Raw genomic sequence first — 15,640 nt, 5'->3', positions numbered from 1 at the left:
ATTATGATTCATTGACTGGTGCTGTCGTCTGACGGATAACCAGATTGGAGGGTTCCGTAACAACAGGAGGAGAATACGCCGGATTTTCGATCATGGCAATCAGATATTCAATGGACTTAATGCCAATGGAATAGATATTCTGATTCACCGTGGTCAGTCCTGGTTTGAACACCTCGGCATAATACGTGTTGTCGAATCCGACAACCGAGATATCTTCCGGTACACGCAGTCCATGCTTTTCAATCTCATGAATCGCACCAAAGGCAGACATATCCGAAGCACAGACAATCCCCGTTGGCTGATCCTGAAGTGCCAGCAATCGTCGGGCAGCCTTGCTTCCCCCGTCGAATGAATAATCGCAGACTTCCAGATATACCGTAGAATACGGAATACCACATTCTTTCAGCCCTTCCCGATATCCTTCCAATCGCAGATTGGCTACGGCAGGTCCAAGGGTGCCTGAGATATAGGCAATTTTGTGATGCCCAAGCTCATGCAAATGTTTGACACTCATGGAGATCCCGTTTGCGTTATCCGTTGTAATGTATCCGGCACGCTTACCTAACATGTCTGTATCAACAAACATCGTCGGAATCTCTGCATCCACCAGTTCCTGAATACTCGCGTTTTCTCTGCCTTCCCCGAATACTACAACGCCATCCACATTACGGCTGCGGCAATGTTTGATGAACGAGTATGTCGGGTCGTCGAATCGAGTAGACAACCGGACCAGATCGTATCCACTGTTCTCCAGCGCTGTCTTGATTCCTTCCAGCAACTCCGACACAAACGGGTTCGTAAACGGAACTGTTAACAGTACACCCACCGTCCATGAACGGCGTTTTACAAGTCCACGTGCGACCACATTGGGTTGATATTTCAATAATTCGATGGCTATATTTACTTTTTTGCGCGTTTTTTCACTTACATCGGGATAATCGTTTATCACTTTGGAAACGGTTGCAACAGATACTCCCGCTTCCTTGGCCACATCATGGATAGAAGCCATCTGATCACCTCAACCTCTTTCAAATCCCCTGTCTCCGGCTGCATTTTCTATAACATCGGCAGGTTTGTCTACCCATTATAGCTTAAAACAGCCTGAAACGGTATGGAAGCTTCCTAATGGTTTTAACGTCTATTCCTGCTGTTCCAGTTTCTTCAAATCCAGAGACAGTTTCTCCATTGTTGTCGCAAATACAGCGAGTTCAGCCGAGCGTGAAGCTTGGCTACGAGCACCGCGGGACGTATGATCCGACTCCTGCTGCACACTGCTCAGTTTCTTCATGATCTGCTCCAGATTAGACTGAATTTTACCCTGGGCATCCCGGGAACTGGCTGCAAGCTTGCGTACCTCACTGGCGACCACTTCGAAGCCTCGTCCAAACTCTCCTGCATGAGCAGCTTCAATCGCTGCATTCAGACCGACAAGATGACTCTGATCCGATATCTCGCGAATGAGTTCACCCATTTTTCCAATCTGATTGATCTCCCCCGTCAATTCGGTAAGCAGAACTTGAGCCTGATCCTGAGAAGCCGCTGTTTCCTTCGCTACACTCGAGATCGCCAGGGCATTTTCATTTAATTCACTAATCATGCCCGTAAGTTCTTGCGTAATCTGCGTGATCGCCTGTAGTGTATGTTGTTGATCATCTGCAAGCTGTGATAACTTTTCTTTTTCTTTCTTCTCATAGGCCTCAAGGACAAGCTGTGAATCCAGATTGAACATTTTGCTAAGCGCCTGGATAACAAGATGCCAGGAATCAGGGATAACCTGTTGGAATATGCTTGTTGCGATATCTAGGTAGACCATATAAGTGCCCAGATAATAATCCTCGGACAAACCAATACGGGAATGCACAAGTCCAATCGCAATCCGCTGCTCAATATATGCGTCGTCAACGACCCCGTCCGTCATCGATAACCAGTACATCTTCTGTGTTTCTTTGAGACGATCAATCGTAGAGAATCGGGCAATCAGATCTACCAATTCAGGATAATTTCCCACATGATTGTAGAAATGATCTACCACTTCGTTAACGACTTTTTTAAAAACAGGCCGATGATCGGCAAGCAGGGCTAAATCCCCTGCGGTTAATCCCATGTAATCAAGTTGCTTCTGTCTTGTTGCGGAAATACTGCTCATATCTGGTTCAGTCAGCTCCTTAATAAACACTATATTACTTTAAATTGTAAATATATGTATCGATTATAGACTAAAATACCTAAATATACATATACCATTAGAACTAATTCTCTTTAAAATTAACCTTATTTGTCAGCTTTTTAGATGTATAAGATCCTCATCGAACTAAAAAGGCCCCGACCCTGCTGTGAAGGAGCCTCACAGCAGGCATCAGGAGCCTGATCCGGAATGGTTCGTTGCCGATTAGCGATTAAGCAGACTGCCCACATAACGTAGCAGTTCGTTCGCACTGGCTGCGGTATATCCATGTTCCTCAATTAAGCGTTTGATCACTTCATTCATTCGTTTCAATTGGGTTGCATCCGGTGTTTTGGTTGAAGTTGTGATCTTGACGATGTCTTTCAGATCGGTAAACAACTTCTTCTCAATCGCTTCACGCAGACGATCATGGCTGCTGTATTCGAACTTGCGCTCCTTGCGGGAGTATGCCGAGATTCGAATCAAAATCTCTTCCCTGAACGCTTTCTTCGCATTCTCGGAGATCCCGATCTGCTCTTCAATGGAACGCATCAAACGCTCATCCGGGTCCATCTCTTCATCCGTGAGCGGATCACGAATCTTGGACCAGTTGCAGAATGCTTCGATGTTATCGAGATAATTCTCGAATAACGTTCTGGCTGACTCCTCGAATGAGTACACAAATGCTTTCTGTACTTCCTTCTTGGCCAGTTCATCATACTCTTTGCGTGCAAGAGCGATAAAGTTCAGATAACGCTCCCGCTCTTCCTTCGTAATGGAAGCATGCTGGTCCAGACCGTCCTTGATGGCCCGCAGAATGTCCAGCGCGTTAATGCACTGAAGATTTTGCTTGATCAAAGCACTGGATATCCGGTTGATGACATACCGTGGGTCAATGCCAGACATCCCTTCATCCAGATACTCATTTTGCATCTCGCGCAGATCGGCTTCTTTGTATCCTTCCACTTCTTCACCATCATACATCCGCATTTTTTTCACGAGATCCATGCCCTGTTTCTTTGTTTCCTTCAAGCGGGTAAGTATGGAAAAAATGGCTGCAGTCCGCAGTGCATGCGGTGCAATATGAACATGCTTCATGTCACTTTGCTGAATCAGCTTGGCATAGATTTTCTCTTCCTCGGACACCTTCAGATTGTACGGAATCGGCATGACAATCATCCGGGATTGCAGCGCCTCATTTTTCTTGTTGGAGATAAAGGACTTATACTCCGATTCATTCGTATGCGCCACAATCATTTCATCCGCACTGATTAGGGCGAAGCGTCCTGCTTTGAAATTACCTTCTTGCGTGAGCGACAAGAGATTCCACAGGAATTTCTCATCACATTTCAACATCTCCTGGAACTCCATCAGCCCACGGTTCGCCTTGTTCAACTCCCCATCAAAACGATAGGCACGTGGATCGGATTCGGAACCAAACTCCGTAATGGTAGAAAAGTCGATACTACCGGTCAGATCGGCTATGTCCTGTGATTTCGGATCAGATGGACTGAACGTTCCTATCCCCACCCGATTATCTTCGGAAACAAGGACTCGTTCCACCGGCACCTTGCTGATATCACCACCATATTCGGTACGCAGTCTCATCTGGCAGGATGGGCAAAGGTTACCCTCAATGCGGACTCCAATTTCCTTTTCCACTTCAGGACGAAGCTCCAGTGGAATCAGATGCAGCGGTTCCTCATGCATCGGGCATCCATCAATGGCGTATATGGCACCTTTCTCTGTCCGCGAGAACTGTTCAAGCCCCCGCTTGAGCAGCGTCACCAACGTCGATTTACCTCCGCTTACGGGACCCATCAGGAGCAAGATCCGTTTACGTACATCCAGACGGCGTGCTGCTGAGTGAAAGTATTCTTCGACCAGCTTTTCAATCGATCGATCCAGTCCGAAGATCTCCTGTTCAAAAAACTTGTACCGCTTATGCCCACCTACTTCTTCCACGCCAAACGATTCAATCATCTCATACACTCTGGCGTGAGCCGTCATTGCCGGAGTCGGGTCCTCTCTCAGCAGCGCAATATAATCTTCAAATGTTCCGTTCCATGTCAAACGGTCACTCTCTGCCCGATGTTCCGCAACGCGTTCAAAAATATTCATGCTTGGTACCTCCCATGGCTCCTTTAGTGTGATTGTCAACCATTCCGAATGGTATGAAGAAATCAATAGAATTGCGGCTCCTGCTTGAATACCAATCTCGCGGTCCTGTGTAGTCCCGCCACCCTCTGTCCAAACGTCTTGTTTTGTTGTGAAAAGTGTATTACATACCTATGCGGCAATTCGGATAAGTTGACCTCTTTTTTTCAATCAACCACTTCGAATTTTGGCTTTTCCCTGTTCTATCAGACATCTTGTGCCCTCAGAAAAAAAAGAACGAATATGATATAATGAGGGTTCTAAATTCAGGAAACCGGACAACACATGGTCAGAGACAGGCCACTTCAGGAAAGGAGTACGGACGATGGCTGTGCAATACGAAACTGAATTATATTCGCCTGTGAAAGCTTTCTTCGAGCAGCGTGGCTTCGACGTCAAGGCGGAAGTCAGACATTGTGACCTCGTAGGGGTCAGATCGGACCAGGACGAACCACTCATTGTGGAAATGAAAAAAACATTTAACCTCTCCCTGTTGTTGCAGGGCATGCAGCGATTGAAGCTTAGCCCGTTTGTGTATCTGGCCGTCGAGCGTAATCGCAGCAAACGCGGAGCCGTGAACCAACGTTGGAGCGAACTGACCGCACTATGCAGACAACTCGGTCTTGGGCTGCTGACTGTCACATTTTACAAAACCAAAGCTCCCCTAATTGATGTACTGTGCGAACCATCTGCCCAGACGGCCCTCACTAGCCACAATCAAGTTACCCGCAAAAGCGGCATTCGGCGGAAACGTTTGCTCAAGGAATTCGACGAACGCAGTGGAGACTACAATACGGGAGGCAGTACACGCAGACAGCTGGTCACCGCATATCGTGAGAAGGCCTTACGTGTCGCATCCGCTCTACGGACGAACGGAGAATCCTCTCCCGCCAACCTTGCCAGACAGACAGGTGTAGGCTCTGCAGCGGCGATTCTGCAAAAAAATTATTATGGCTGGTTTGAACGCCTCTCCCGCGGAAAGTATATTCTGACGATCAAGGGAGTACAAGCGTTAACCGAGCATGCACACATGCTTGAGGATAATGATATGATCGAACGAACCATGAATGAACTTGATGTAACATATTCTGTATCTGGTGAGAACCAGGACGACCTTGCGCACATCGCTGAAGCAGCGGAGCAGTACTTGAAAAATACAGGCCATATCTAATTCGGAATCATCTGGCGTATCGTATTCAAAAAAATGAGAATACAAAAACACCTGTAATCTCCAGTGGAGACTACAGGTGTTTTTGTGTGTACTATATAAAAGAATGCTATTAGAATTTCACTGCTACTTCGGAAGCCAATTTCAGACCTGCAGTAACGATTTCTTCAGCACGATCTGCAGCAGCGTTATGTCCTTCAACGATAACCAGCTCAGGGTTTTGAATGCCCCAGAAAGCCAATACGTTAGTTACATATTTAACAGACATTTCAACAGAAGCCATTGGCTCTACGGAATAAACGCCACCACGTGCGTTCAACAATGCCACTTTTTTGTCGCCTACGAGACCTACAGGGCCTTCAGCTGTGTATTTGAACATTTTACCAGCTTGGCTCAGGTAGGAAATGTAGTTCACCAGTGGAGCAGGAACAGTGAAGTTCCAGAGCGGGAATGCAAATACCACTTTGTCTGCTGCCAGGAATTGATCTTGCAGTTGTGCAGCCAGTGCTGCAGCTTTTTGCTCTTCAGCAGTTGCTTCAATGCCGTTTGCTGCTTTATAGCCACCTGTAATTACAGTGTTGCCATAGTAAGGAAGATCTGTATTGTAGAGATCCAGCTCAGTAACTGTGTCACCTGGGTGGGACTCTTTGTATGCGCTCAAGAATGCATCGTACAATTTAACGCTGACTGCTTGATCTGCAGGACGGTCATTTGCTTTAACGAATAAAATATTAGACATGTTGAATTTTCCCCCGTTAGATAAAATATATGAGTGCTCTTTCTGAATTCACCACAATTGCAGCTTATATAAAGAAACCAACAACTCATTAATACATATTATATATAAAAATGTTAGTGGATGCAATAACGTAATCACTAAGTTCATGAACCAATTTGCATTTTGCTACAATCTATTTTGATTCGACTCAGCTGCGAGCCGTAAATTCGGATATGGCTTCACTGATCAAGTTCATGCCGAGCAGCAATTCATCGCGTCCCGGATGGCTAAAGTTCAATCGAATGTAACGTTGATCCTGTACACCTGTGGAGCATAGCGAGCCTGGAAGAAAAGATACACCTTTGGGCAGAGCCGCCTTGAGCAGAGCGCCACTATCCAATCCTTCCGGCAACTGTACCCACAGATACATACCGCCCTCAGGGATGTTGTACTGACACCCTTTCCAGCCCGGTCTCTTCAACAATTCAAGCATCAGTTTGAGCCTTGTCTTATATTCCCGGTTCAGCATGGACAGGTGATCACTCCATCGAAAAGGGGAATGGGCGAGCAGTTGATACAACAGCCGCTGATTCATCGGACTGGACTGACCATCTGCAATCCGTTTAACGGAGGCCATGGCCTGAATCAACGCAGGATGTCCAGCAGCCCATCCGGTCCGAAGAGCGGGCGCTACCGTTTTGCTAAACGAACCGATGTAGAGAACATGTCCACCCTGGTCGGCAGTATCCAGTGCAAAGAGTGAAGGATATTTACGATAGAATTCCGCCGGCTCAAGGCCATCGAAATGAAGCTCTCCGTAAGAATCATCTTCCACAAGCAACACACCATAGCGTGAACACAGCTCAAGGACAGCCTCCCGCCGCTCCATACTCCACAGAGCACCCGTCGGATTCGAGAAGCTGGGTGCAGCAAAAAGCAGCTTCGGTCTCACCTGCTGCATGTGCTGCTCCAAAAGGTCTGGCAGTATCCCGTCCCGATCACCCATTACGGGTACAATCTTGGCTCCTTGCATCTCCAGAACCTCTAAACAGCCTGGAGATGTGGGATGTTCCACCAGTACGGAGTCCCCTGGCTCAAGTAATAGACGCATCACCAGATCGATGGCCTGCTGGGTACCAGTCGTCAACAGAATCTGCTCGGGTACCGTTCGTATGCCTTTGCGTGCATTCCAGTCTTTGTTCAACCACTCTCTCAAGGGTGTGTAGCCTGCTGGTTCTCCATATTGCAATGCGGAAGGGCCTGAACTAAAGACAGACACCGCTGCTTCTTCCAGCAATTTGAAAGGAAACAACTCCTCCGCAGGCAATTCCTCTGCCAGAGAAATGAAATAATCCCTGCCAGACATCTCACGTATATCCCTCAGCGGTGATGACAAAAGCCTGTTGGTACGGGAAGCAAAGAAATATTTCATCGATCCGATCCCCTTTCATCCCTATCGAAACTGAACTCGCAGTTCGCAGCCCTACAACCTATTCCTGCTCGCCATCGAATATGACCGGATGCACACCTGACCTGTTATGAGGATGGGAAGAACTAAACCGGTTCGTCAGGATACCGTCTTCGCCTGCCTTGCATGCAAGGCATAACGTTCAATGGCCTGTGCTCTGCTGCTTACTTCCAGCTTCACGTATATTTTACGCAGATAATTATCAATCGAGCGCCTGCTAACGTTGATCTCACTCGCTATTTTATCATAGGTTACACCCTGAACAATTCTTTCCATGATAAAAGTTTCGGTTTCGGTTAATTCAATGACACGTTCTTCGGTTGGAGACTCGACGGGTTGCGCCCACTCCGCACTGTTTAACCACGATAATGGAATGGATACATGGCCCTCACGTAACCCCGAGATCAGATGAATCAGCTGGCTAGGGGAAGCCTGTTTCGATAGCATGCCGCTTGCACCAAGACTCATCAGATGACGAAACAGCTTCACATTGTCTTCATCTGTCAAAATGATGATGTGACTATGTGCCGACAGATTCTTCATCTGGGCAATATATTGATCTGCCTGGCCCTCTGGAAGTCGATAATCCATGAGAATCAGATCAGGCTGGTGAATATTCACCAGATCGAGCCCTTCTGTTCCGGTCGAAGTCATGCCACGTACCGTCAGATCCTGCTGCTCTTCCAAAATCAATTTTGTACCGAGCATGCTGGTGGGGTGGATATCTACGATGACCACCTGCCATACTTTTTTCATTGTTGTTCCCCCTGTTATGTATTGGACAAATAACTTCTACCTTCTGCCATGATGGTTCCACTGTCTATGCGACAGTCCGAGTATAGAAGAAGCATAGGTCGGATTATGTCGAAAAACAGAAAAATACAGGGTAAAGTTGCTAAATAAGCTCTATTTTCACTGTATTTTGTCATAAAAACACCATGACGTTCATCTTTCCATGCCCGGAAAGGTCAAAATATAGTATAATTTTCCTGCATTTCTATCTAAAAAAGTCGAAAAACCTGCCCAAAGTTCCTACTTATTGCATCTATAAGAAATTGTATCCTAGGACTTCCTTCCGATGCAATCTCTTTTTACTCTATTAAGTAAAGAATTTCATTTTTGCGTAATCAATAGGGGCATGATAGAATGAGGACTGGAAAAATTTTTGTACCTATAAATGACCAGGAGTGATGATATGAAACCATCTGCCCCGCCCTCTGACATCCATCACACCCGGAGCGCCAAAGGCAAGGCCGGATCTTCAATCAAGCTGTTTCTGGTAATGTGGATTGTTCTCATTGCACTCGGAGTCGTTGGAACCTACTATTATAGTAACCATCTCCAGCAACAGATGATTAACCAGCTTCAGGCCCATAATCAGCAGCAGATTGCAGCGCTAAAAACCGACTACGAAAAGCAGCTAACAACGATATCGAAGGAAGTCGCAGACCTGCAAGGACAGGTGCAATCCTTCAATGAATTGCTGACTTTTACCAAGGATAATGCAAGTGACAAAACGGATAACAGCAACAAACTGTATACCCAGCTGAGCGAAGTCAAAAAACAACTGGAGACACTCCAGAAAAAGATGGACCTGCTCAAATGATTACACCCGTCAAACAGGTTAATCGTTTTTTTATGCTTGCACTCGCTCCTTTTGTTGGATTGATATTATGCCTGCTGCTGCTTCGTCCTCCACTTGAACCCGGAGGTTTGATTCCTGCCGAACTGTCAGAGGATACGATTACACCCCGGACCCAAGCAATTAGCCAAGAGCTTGCAGGGGCAAAAGACGCTGCTATCCAAACTTCTTCTTCTATTAAAAGAACGACGCAGCTCTATAATAAAACAACGAGTACGATGTCTACACTTGTGCAGAAGGCTACTGCTCAGGCGGATCGCCCAGAGACCATTTATAACAAGCGGATTTCCGCCAAGCTGGGCGTTCCATTTGAACGGGTAGACAGTGACCGATTGACAATTGAAATGTATAGAGTCAATCCTGGCAGCTATAAGGGCTATGCCATGAAGATCAAGCTTAAAGATCCCACGGCCATGCAGATGGCTCTGGACAGCGAACCTGGACGATCCGAGACGACCATGCAGGCTGTGAAACGTAACGGTGCAATTGCCGGGATCAACGCAGGCGGATTTGCTGACAGTGGTGGCAAACGTTATCCACTCAGCACCACCGTCATGGATGGGAAATACGTGAATGGTTTTCAGGCCAGTTTCAAAGATCTGTTCTTTGTAGGACTTAATGATGCCGGCAAGCTGGTCGGAGGCAAGTTTTTCGACAAAAACTCCCTGGATCGCCTGCAACCGCAATTCGGGGCTACCTTTGTGCCGGTACTACTACAGAATGGGCGCAAAACCGCGATTCCCGCCAAGTGGAAGGTATCACCCAAACGAGCGCCACGTACAATCATCGGCAATTATAAAGACGACCAGTTATTGATCATTGTGGTCGACGGATATAATGAGGGTGGAAGTTCCGGTGCTACCCTTGAAGAGTTGCAAGGACGGTTGTACAAGCTTGGGGTCATCGACGCCTATAATCTGGATGGCGGTGGATCTTCCTCGCTTATTCTGAATAATCGGGTTGTGAATAACCCTTCAGATGGCAGCCTTAGACCGGTACCCACACACTTTTTATTTTACAAATAATAAGGTGAAGCATTTCTTTTCTACCTATAATGGTTATAATAGAAGAAAATGAGCTTGTGCAGGAGGTGCGAAGGGTATGTCGTTTTCACTGACATTCTGGATTATTGCAGTCGTATTGACTCTCTTCATTACAGGCATTCTCACTTCATCCTACAACAATGACAAAACAAAAGGTCTGTAAAGGCCAAGCCTCTCTCCGGAGAGGCTTTTTTAATGTTTTAATGCTTTATTCCTCGAAATAGCAAGAGACAAGGCTTAAAAGAATGATGCAATTCTTCTAAGCCTTGTCTCTTGCTGTATTCGGGATCAATAGCTAACCGCCCGGTCATTCCGCAGCGATATCACAGAATCAGATTGGTTAGGACCACTCACAGATCCACCTTCAACCAATGTTACGTAAATTCGTTCATGGTCGACGGGTTCGCCAGCGATAATTTTGATTAATTGTTCAGCAGCGAGTGATCCCCACTTGCGTTTGGAATAATCAATGCTTGCCAATCTCGGCTGCACGTATTTGCTTAGTTCAATATTATCGAATCCGATGACATCAATCTCCTGCCCAACGCCAAGTACACTTTCCGCCAGACGATCACACAGGCCAATAGCCATCTCATCATTGAGGCAGAATACCGCTGCGGGCCCATCATACGCCTGCACAATCTGATCTGCGGCTCGTTCTCCACCACTCTTCTCAAAATCACCCGTGATCTCAATCCATTCCACATCGGCTTCACGTTCAGCGACCTGTCTTACAGCCTTCATCCGCTGCACAGAGTCAAACGAACCTTCCGGTCCTGTTACCACGTAGATCTTCTTGTGTCCCTGTTCAATCAGATGTTCCATCGCAAGTGTTGCCCCGGCTTTGTTATCCAGCAGAACCTGATTAATGTTGGGATGATCCATCTCACGGTCCAATACAACAATTTTGTGCCCTCGATCGGCATATTGCATCAGTTCTTCACTTGCAAAGGTATGATCCAGAATGATTGCACCATCAATCATCCGTTCCGGAAGCATGCGATGGGATTGTTTACCGCTGCACACGATCAGGTCATAACCTTGGGCATTACATACGGCTTTCATGCCACTCAGCAAGTCTCCATATACATCTCCGCTAAAATCGGTCAAGAATACACCCAGAATTTTGGATTCCCTCTTCTTCAGTGTTCTTGCAGCGGCATTAGGAACATAGTTCAGCTCTTTGGCAATGGCCAAAATTTTGGAACTCGTCTCATCGGTCACTTTGTTGCTGCCATTCAGCGCATATGACACGGTGGAGATGGAAACTCCCGCCTGTTTGGCGATATCCTTGATACTGACCACATTCTTCGCTCCCCTGTTATGTTTGTCAGGCCTTCCATAGCGAAAGGCCTGACACATTACTCTTTCCATCTCCCTGATTAAACGAGTCTGAATGATTTCTTCTGGGTATCCCGACTGTTTGCACCCACAAGAAGATGGAACTCGCCTTTATCACTGCGATGACTTAAGTCCGAATGGTGATAACGAAGCTGTTCTTCATTTAATGTAAACGTGGCTGTACCACTCTCTCCTGGCGCAAGGGCAAGTTTCACATATCCTTTTAACTCACGCATCGGACGAACCACTTCACCCGTTACATCACGAACATACAATTGAACCGTCTCCACACCTGCGCGCTCACCCGTGTTTGTTACACGTACCTTGATAATCAGGGACTCATCAGCAGTCAACTCATTGCTTGAGACTTCAAGATCACTATAAGCGAAGGAAGTGTAAGAGAGACCGTAACCGAACGGAAGCAACGGTTCATTCGGGCTGTCAATGTATTTCGAAACATATCGCTCTTCCGTCTTCTCCGGGTTCAGTGGACGACCAGTATTGAAATGGTTGTAATAGACCGGAATCTGACCTACAGACTGCGGGAAGGACATCGTCAGACGTGCAGATGGATTCACTACACCTGTCAGAACATCTGCAATCGCTGCTCCGCCTTCACTGCCCGGAAACCAGGCTTCAAGAAGGGCATCCGATTCATCGATGACACCATGAAGATCCAATGGACGGCCGTTGAAAATAACGGTGGCAATTGGTTTGCCGGCTGCTTTGAGCTGTTTGACCAATTCCAATTGGGCCGCTGGCAGACGGATATCCGTGCGTGAGCCACCTTCTCCACTCATCTCGGAGTCTTCACCCAGAGCGAGAACAATCAGATCTGCTTTGCTTGCCACTTCCAGGGCTTCGGCAATTTGTTCAGCTGTAATCGCATGAACATCACTACCTTGGGCAAATTGAACTTTCCCACCCGTCAGACGTTCCTGAAGAGCTGTTCCCAGCTTAACTGCATCTTCCTTAATCCCTTCACAGGACCACCAGCCCAGAATGTCTGGACTCTGTGCAAAAGGACCAATGAGGGCTACATTAGCTTCCGGTTGAAGCGGAAGAACGTTACCATCATTCTTCAAGAGGACAGCTGATTTCGTTGCCAATTCATACGATACCTGACGATGCTCTTTGGAGAAAACAATTTCGCGCTCACGTTCCGGATCGGCTGCACGTAGCGGATTGTCGAACAATCCCAGCTTTTCTTTCAGTTGCAAAATTCGCAAAACAGCTTCATCAATGAGCTCCTCTTCCACTTCACCGCTCTCAATCAGCTCAGGCAAATGATGCACATAACAAGGTGTCATCATCTCCATATCTACCCCTGCACGAATGGCACGATACGCCGCTTCACGGTCATCTTCCGCAGCTCCATGTGCAATCATCTCCCGAATGGAAGCCCAATCCGAGATCAATACGCCATCAAAGCCCCACTCTTCACGCAAAATGCCACGCATTAACTTCTCATTGCCACTTGCCGGAATACCGTCAACCGTATTGAACGAAGTCATGACCATTTCCACACCCGCATCCAATGCTGCTTTGTACGCTGGCAAATAGTACTCACGCAAGTTACGCTCGGACATGTCCACCGTATTGTAATCCCGACCACCTTCAGCCGCTCCATAAGCCGCAAAGTGTTTGACACAGGCAGCAAGGCGATCAGGCTCATCTTTTAGACTATCTCCTTGATATCCTCTTACGAACGCAGCTGCGAACAAGCTGTTCAGATAAGGATCTTCTCCTGTCGTCTCCATCACACGACCCCAGCGCGGGTCACGAACTAGATCCACCATCGGTGCAAAGGTTACATGCAAACCGGATACAGCTGATTCACGTGCTGCAATTTCAGCACTTTTCTCAGCAAGCTCGGTATCCCATGAGCAACCAATCGCCAGCGGAATCGGGAAAATGGTTTTGAATCCATGTACCACGTCAGCCATGAACAAGAGCGGAATGCCCAAACGGCTTTTTTTCATATAAGCTTGCTGCACATCAATGATGGCCTGCGCACCGGACAACCCCAGAATGGACCCACTGGCATCCACGGACTGCTCCGTAATTCCCATCTCTTCCATGGGCCCTGTGATCTGGCCTTCAACATTCGTTCCTTCATAAAAGTTGGCAGTCAACTGAAGAAGCTGCGCTGTTTTTTCCTCCAACGTCATCTGTTTTACCAAGTCAAGCAACTGCTCGTTATTCATCAATAGTATCCTCCACTACAAATTGTTGAAATAAAGAACCCGGCTGCGTTCGGGGAGAGACCGCGCACCGGGTTCAAAATTAATTACTGAATGATTACTAGAATTTATCGTTTAGCTCATCCAAGTAAGGTTGAACCAGGGACATTTTACTGTTCACCCATTCTTTCCAGTTTGCCTCCAGATCTCCGTTTTTGAGGATCAGGTTGGCATATTCGTTCTGGTAGTCGAATGAAGCCTGACTCTTAGCTTTGGAATCATACAGGTTGACATCCCAATCGTATGTTGCAAGTGATTTGCCTTCTGTACCGAGTTTTGCTTTTTCTTCGAACAATTTCACGGCTCTATCACGGTAATCCTTTTTAATTGCAGGGTTTACAACACTGAAGTCGTCACCCAGCAGGTAGAGACCTTCGAAACGTGCTGGATATTTATCTTCCAATACTGTTCCTTCTGGCAACAAGCTAACCAGTTCTTGGTTCTCATCATATTTCCAATCGGTTCCTTCAAAGCCCATGTTAATAAGCAGCTGTCCTTCTTTTGTTGCGGAGTAATCGATCAGATCCATGATCCGTTCGAATTTCTCATCACTGATGTCTGGATTGAAGATCAATGCCGACCAGAAGTTGGCTTGCTCCATGTTACGATATTTCCCGTCATCGCCCACAACGATTGCTGTGTGTACCAGTTCATCACTATCTACACCCAGATTTTTTCTCATATCAGAATCCAGGCCTTGTCTGTACGAAGCGAGTCCGCCCAGACTTGTTACAGCAGCTGTACCGGTTACTTTAAAGTTGTTTTGACCTTCATTGTTTTTCCATGTGTAGAACTCAGGATTGAGCAGTCCATCTTTATAAGCTTTTTGCATCAATTTAAGTCCTGTCAGCGTTTCAGGATCTGCTGGTCCCCAGTGGAACTGGCCATCTTCACCTTTGTAGAACGGAGAGTCAGTCATGGCATGCACACTGTTCGGCATAATCATGTTTGTCATTGCATCTCCAGCATTGTAAGACAGAGGTACAAGTTTGTTACCCACTTTGCCTGGATCTTTTTCTTTCACAAGCGCAGCATATTCGTTCAATTCAGTTGTTGTATACGCATCTTTCAGTTCAAAACCAACCGCTTCAGCCCAGTCTTTACGAAGCGCAATGACACCAATTTGGTTCGTCAGTGGGTCAGCTGGTTTGTTCTCGAAATAGATTGGTCTAGGCAGGACATATGTTCCACCCGTCAATTCTTCCAACTTGTCTCCAAGACCCGTCAAATTGTAAGCTGCTGCCACGTTAGGCCAGCGTTCTTTCCAGTCATCCGGGAATTTGTAGAACAAGCCTTGTTCAATACTGTTCATGGCATCGCCATGTACGTAGTTCCATACCGCTACATCCGGCAAGTCGCCAGAGTTGATCCACAGACGAAGCTTCTCGCCCCATGAATCCCAATCGATATAGTTGTAGTCCCAAGTTACATTGAATTTGTCTGTCCAGAACTTGTGGAAGTCATTATCCAGGTTCCCGTTTTTAATTTCTGTCAGGTTAGCTACAGAGATGGTCAGGTTGTCTTTGTAATTTCCCTCTGCATCTTTTTCGTTACCACCTGAAGCTCCTTGGCTGGAACAAGCGGTCACCATCAGCATAACTACACTAAGCGTGATGGCAAAGAGAGCTCGTACTGACAACTTTTTGTTCGTTTTCATGTTTTACCCCCATGTTTTTAGTAGAATTTTATTGCAAAA

At 46.7% G+C, this 15,640-nt stretch carries 12 protein-coding genes; 3 read left to right on the top strand and 9 right to left on the bottom strand.

Annotated features, from left to right (window positions below):
* Position 1 precedes the first annotated feature (1 nt).
* From MKX75_RS08940 to MKX75_RS08930, 3 genes are all read right to left on the bottom strand, one after another.
* Positions 2–1,009, bottom strand: a complete 1,008-nt coding sequence (locus MKX75_RS08940) for a LacI family DNA-binding transcriptional regulator (RefSeq protein WP_062833496.1) — start codon at positions 1,007–1,009, stop codon at positions 2–4.
* A gap of 129 nt (positions 1,010–1,138) precedes the next feature.
* Entirely contained in the window at positions 1,139–2,146 is a 1,008-nt protein-coding gene (locus MKX75_RS08935; RefSeq protein WP_062833495.1) for a globin-coupled sensor protein, read from the bottom strand.
* A gap of 243 nt (positions 2,147–2,389) precedes the next feature.
* On the bottom strand, positions 2,390–4,285 hold the full coding sequence (locus MKX75_RS08930; RefSeq protein ID WP_062833494.1) for a PrkA family serine protein kinase: 1,896 nt from the start codon (positions 4,283–4,285) through the stop codon (positions 2,390–2,392).
* 361 nt (positions 4,286–4,646) lie between these two features.
* On the opposite strand from MKX75_RS08930, the gene MKX75_RS08925 reads away from it, so the two are divergent.
* On the top strand, positions 4,647–5,492 hold the full coding sequence (locus tag MKX75_RS08925; RefSeq protein WP_339169340.1) for a DUF2161 family putative PD-(D/E)XK-type phosphodiesterase: 846 nt from the start codon (positions 4,647–4,649) through the stop codon (positions 5,490–5,492).
* Positions 5,493–5,601: 109 nt separating this feature from the next.
* Here the strand turns inward: MKX75_RS08925 and MKX75_RS08920 are convergent, their stop codons facing one another.
* From MKX75_RS08920 to MKX75_RS08910, 3 genes are all read right to left on the bottom strand, one after another.
* Positions 5,602–6,228 carry an FMN-dependent NADH-azoreductase gene (locus MKX75_RS08920; protein ID WP_062833493.1) on the bottom strand — a complete coding sequence of 209 codons (627 nt, stop codon included), beginning with the start codon at positions 6,226–6,228 and terminating at the stop codon, positions 5,602–5,604.
* A 187-nt stretch (positions 6,229–6,415) separates the two neighbouring features.
* Complete coding sequence (locus tag MKX75_RS08915; RefSeq protein WP_062833492.1) at positions 6,416–7,639, bottom strand: PLP-dependent aminotransferase family protein; 1,224 nt, start codon at positions 7,637–7,639, stop codon at positions 6,416–6,418.
* A gap of 135 nt (positions 7,640–7,774) precedes the next feature.
* On the bottom strand, positions 7,775–8,431 hold the full coding sequence (locus MKX75_RS08910) for a response regulator transcription factor (RefSeq protein WP_062833491.1): 657 nt from the start codon (positions 8,429–8,431) through the stop codon (positions 7,775–7,777).
* A 439-nt stretch (positions 8,432–8,870) separates the two neighbouring features.
* On the opposite strand from MKX75_RS08910, the gene MKX75_RS08905 reads away from it, so the two are divergent.
* Together MKX75_RS08905 and MKX75_RS08900 are read left to right on the top strand one after the other, a co-directional pair.
* Entirely contained in the window at positions 8,871–9,281 is a 411-nt protein-coding gene (locus tag MKX75_RS08905; RefSeq protein WP_062833490.1) for a uroporphyrinogen-III C-methyltransferase, read from the top strand.
* The gene (locus MKX75_RS08900; protein WP_339169338.1) at positions 9,278–10,342 is read left to right on the top strand and encodes a phosphodiester glycosidase family protein; all 1,065 of its coding nucleotides are present in this window, start codon (positions 9,278–9,280) and stop codon (positions 10,340–10,342) included. Before MKX75_RS08905 ends, MKX75_RS08900 begins: the two co-directional genes overlap by 4 nt.
* 306 nt (positions 10,343–10,648) lie before the next feature.
* On the opposite strand, the gene MKX75_RS08895 is transcribed toward MKX75_RS08900, so the two are convergent.
* The 3 genes from MKX75_RS08895 to MKX75_RS08885 form a co-directional block, all read right to left on the bottom strand.
* Entirely contained in the window at positions 10,649–11,665 is a 1,017-nt protein-coding gene (locus MKX75_RS08895; protein ID WP_339169336.1) for a LacI family DNA-binding transcriptional regulator, read from the bottom strand.
* A gap of 77 nt (positions 11,666–11,742) precedes the next feature.
* Entirely contained in the window at positions 11,743–13,908 is a 2,166-nt protein-coding gene (gene bglX / locus MKX75_RS08890; RefSeq protein ID WP_339169334.1) for a beta-glucosidase BglX, read from the bottom strand.
* A 97-nt stretch (positions 13,909–14,005) separates the two neighbouring features.
* Entirely contained in the window at positions 14,006–15,601 is a 1,596-nt protein-coding gene (locus MKX75_RS08885; protein WP_062833487.1) for a hypothetical protein, read from the bottom strand.
* Positions 15,602–15,640 lie beyond the last annotated feature (39 nt).

Source organism: Paenibacillus sp. FSL R5-0341, assembly GCF_037975235.1.
Taxonomy (GTDB): domain Bacteria; phylum Bacillota; class Bacilli; order Paenibacillales; family Paenibacillaceae; genus Paenibacillus; species Paenibacillus amylolyticus_A.
The sequence above is the reverse complement of the archived record's forward strand: the minus strand, read 5'-3'. Positions and strand labels throughout refer to the sequence as shown.

Bases quoted from the DNA above. Each gene is read 5' to 3' on its own strand.
- MKX75_RS08940 (WP_062833496.1), bottom strand. From the start codon at position 1,009: ATGGCTTCTATCCATGATGTGGCCAAGGAAGCGGGAGTATCTGTTGCA.
- MKX75_RS08935 (WP_062833495.1), bottom strand. From the start codon at position 2,146: ATGAGCAGTATTTCCGCAACAAGACAGAAGCAACTTGATTACATGGGA.
- MKX75_RS08930 (WP_062833494.1), bottom strand. From the start codon at position 4,285: ATGAATATTTTTGAACGCGTTGCGGAACATCGGGCAGAGAGTGACCGT.
- MKX75_RS08925 (WP_339169340.1), top strand. From the start codon at position 4,647: ATGGCTGTGCAATACGAAACTGAATTATATTCGCCTGTGAAAGCTTTC.
- MKX75_RS08920 (WP_062833493.1), bottom strand. From the start codon at position 6,228: ATGTCTAATATTTTATTCGTTAAAGCAAATGACCGTCCTGCAGATCAA.
- MKX75_RS08915 (WP_062833492.1), bottom strand. From the start codon at position 7,639: ATGAAATATTTCTTTGCTTCCCGTACCAACAGGCTTTTGTCATCACCG.
- MKX75_RS08910 (WP_062833491.1), bottom strand. From the start codon at position 8,431: ATGAAAAAAGTATGGCAGGTGGTCATCGTAGATATCCACCCCACCAGC.
- MKX75_RS08905 (WP_062833490.1), top strand. From the start codon at position 8,871: ATGAAACCATCTGCCCCGCCCTCTGACATCCATCACACCCGGAGCGCC.
- MKX75_RS08900 (WP_339169338.1), top strand. From the start codon at position 9,278: ATGATTACACCCGTCAAACAGGTTAATCGTTTTTTTATGCTTGCACTC.
- bglX (WP_339169334.1), bottom strand. From the start codon at position 13,908: ATGAATAACGAGCAGTTGCTTGACTTGGTAAAACAGATGACGTTGGAG.
- MKX75_RS08885 (WP_062833487.1), bottom strand. From the start codon at position 15,601: ATGAAAACGAACAAAAAGTTGTCAGTACGAGCTCTCTTTGCCATCACG.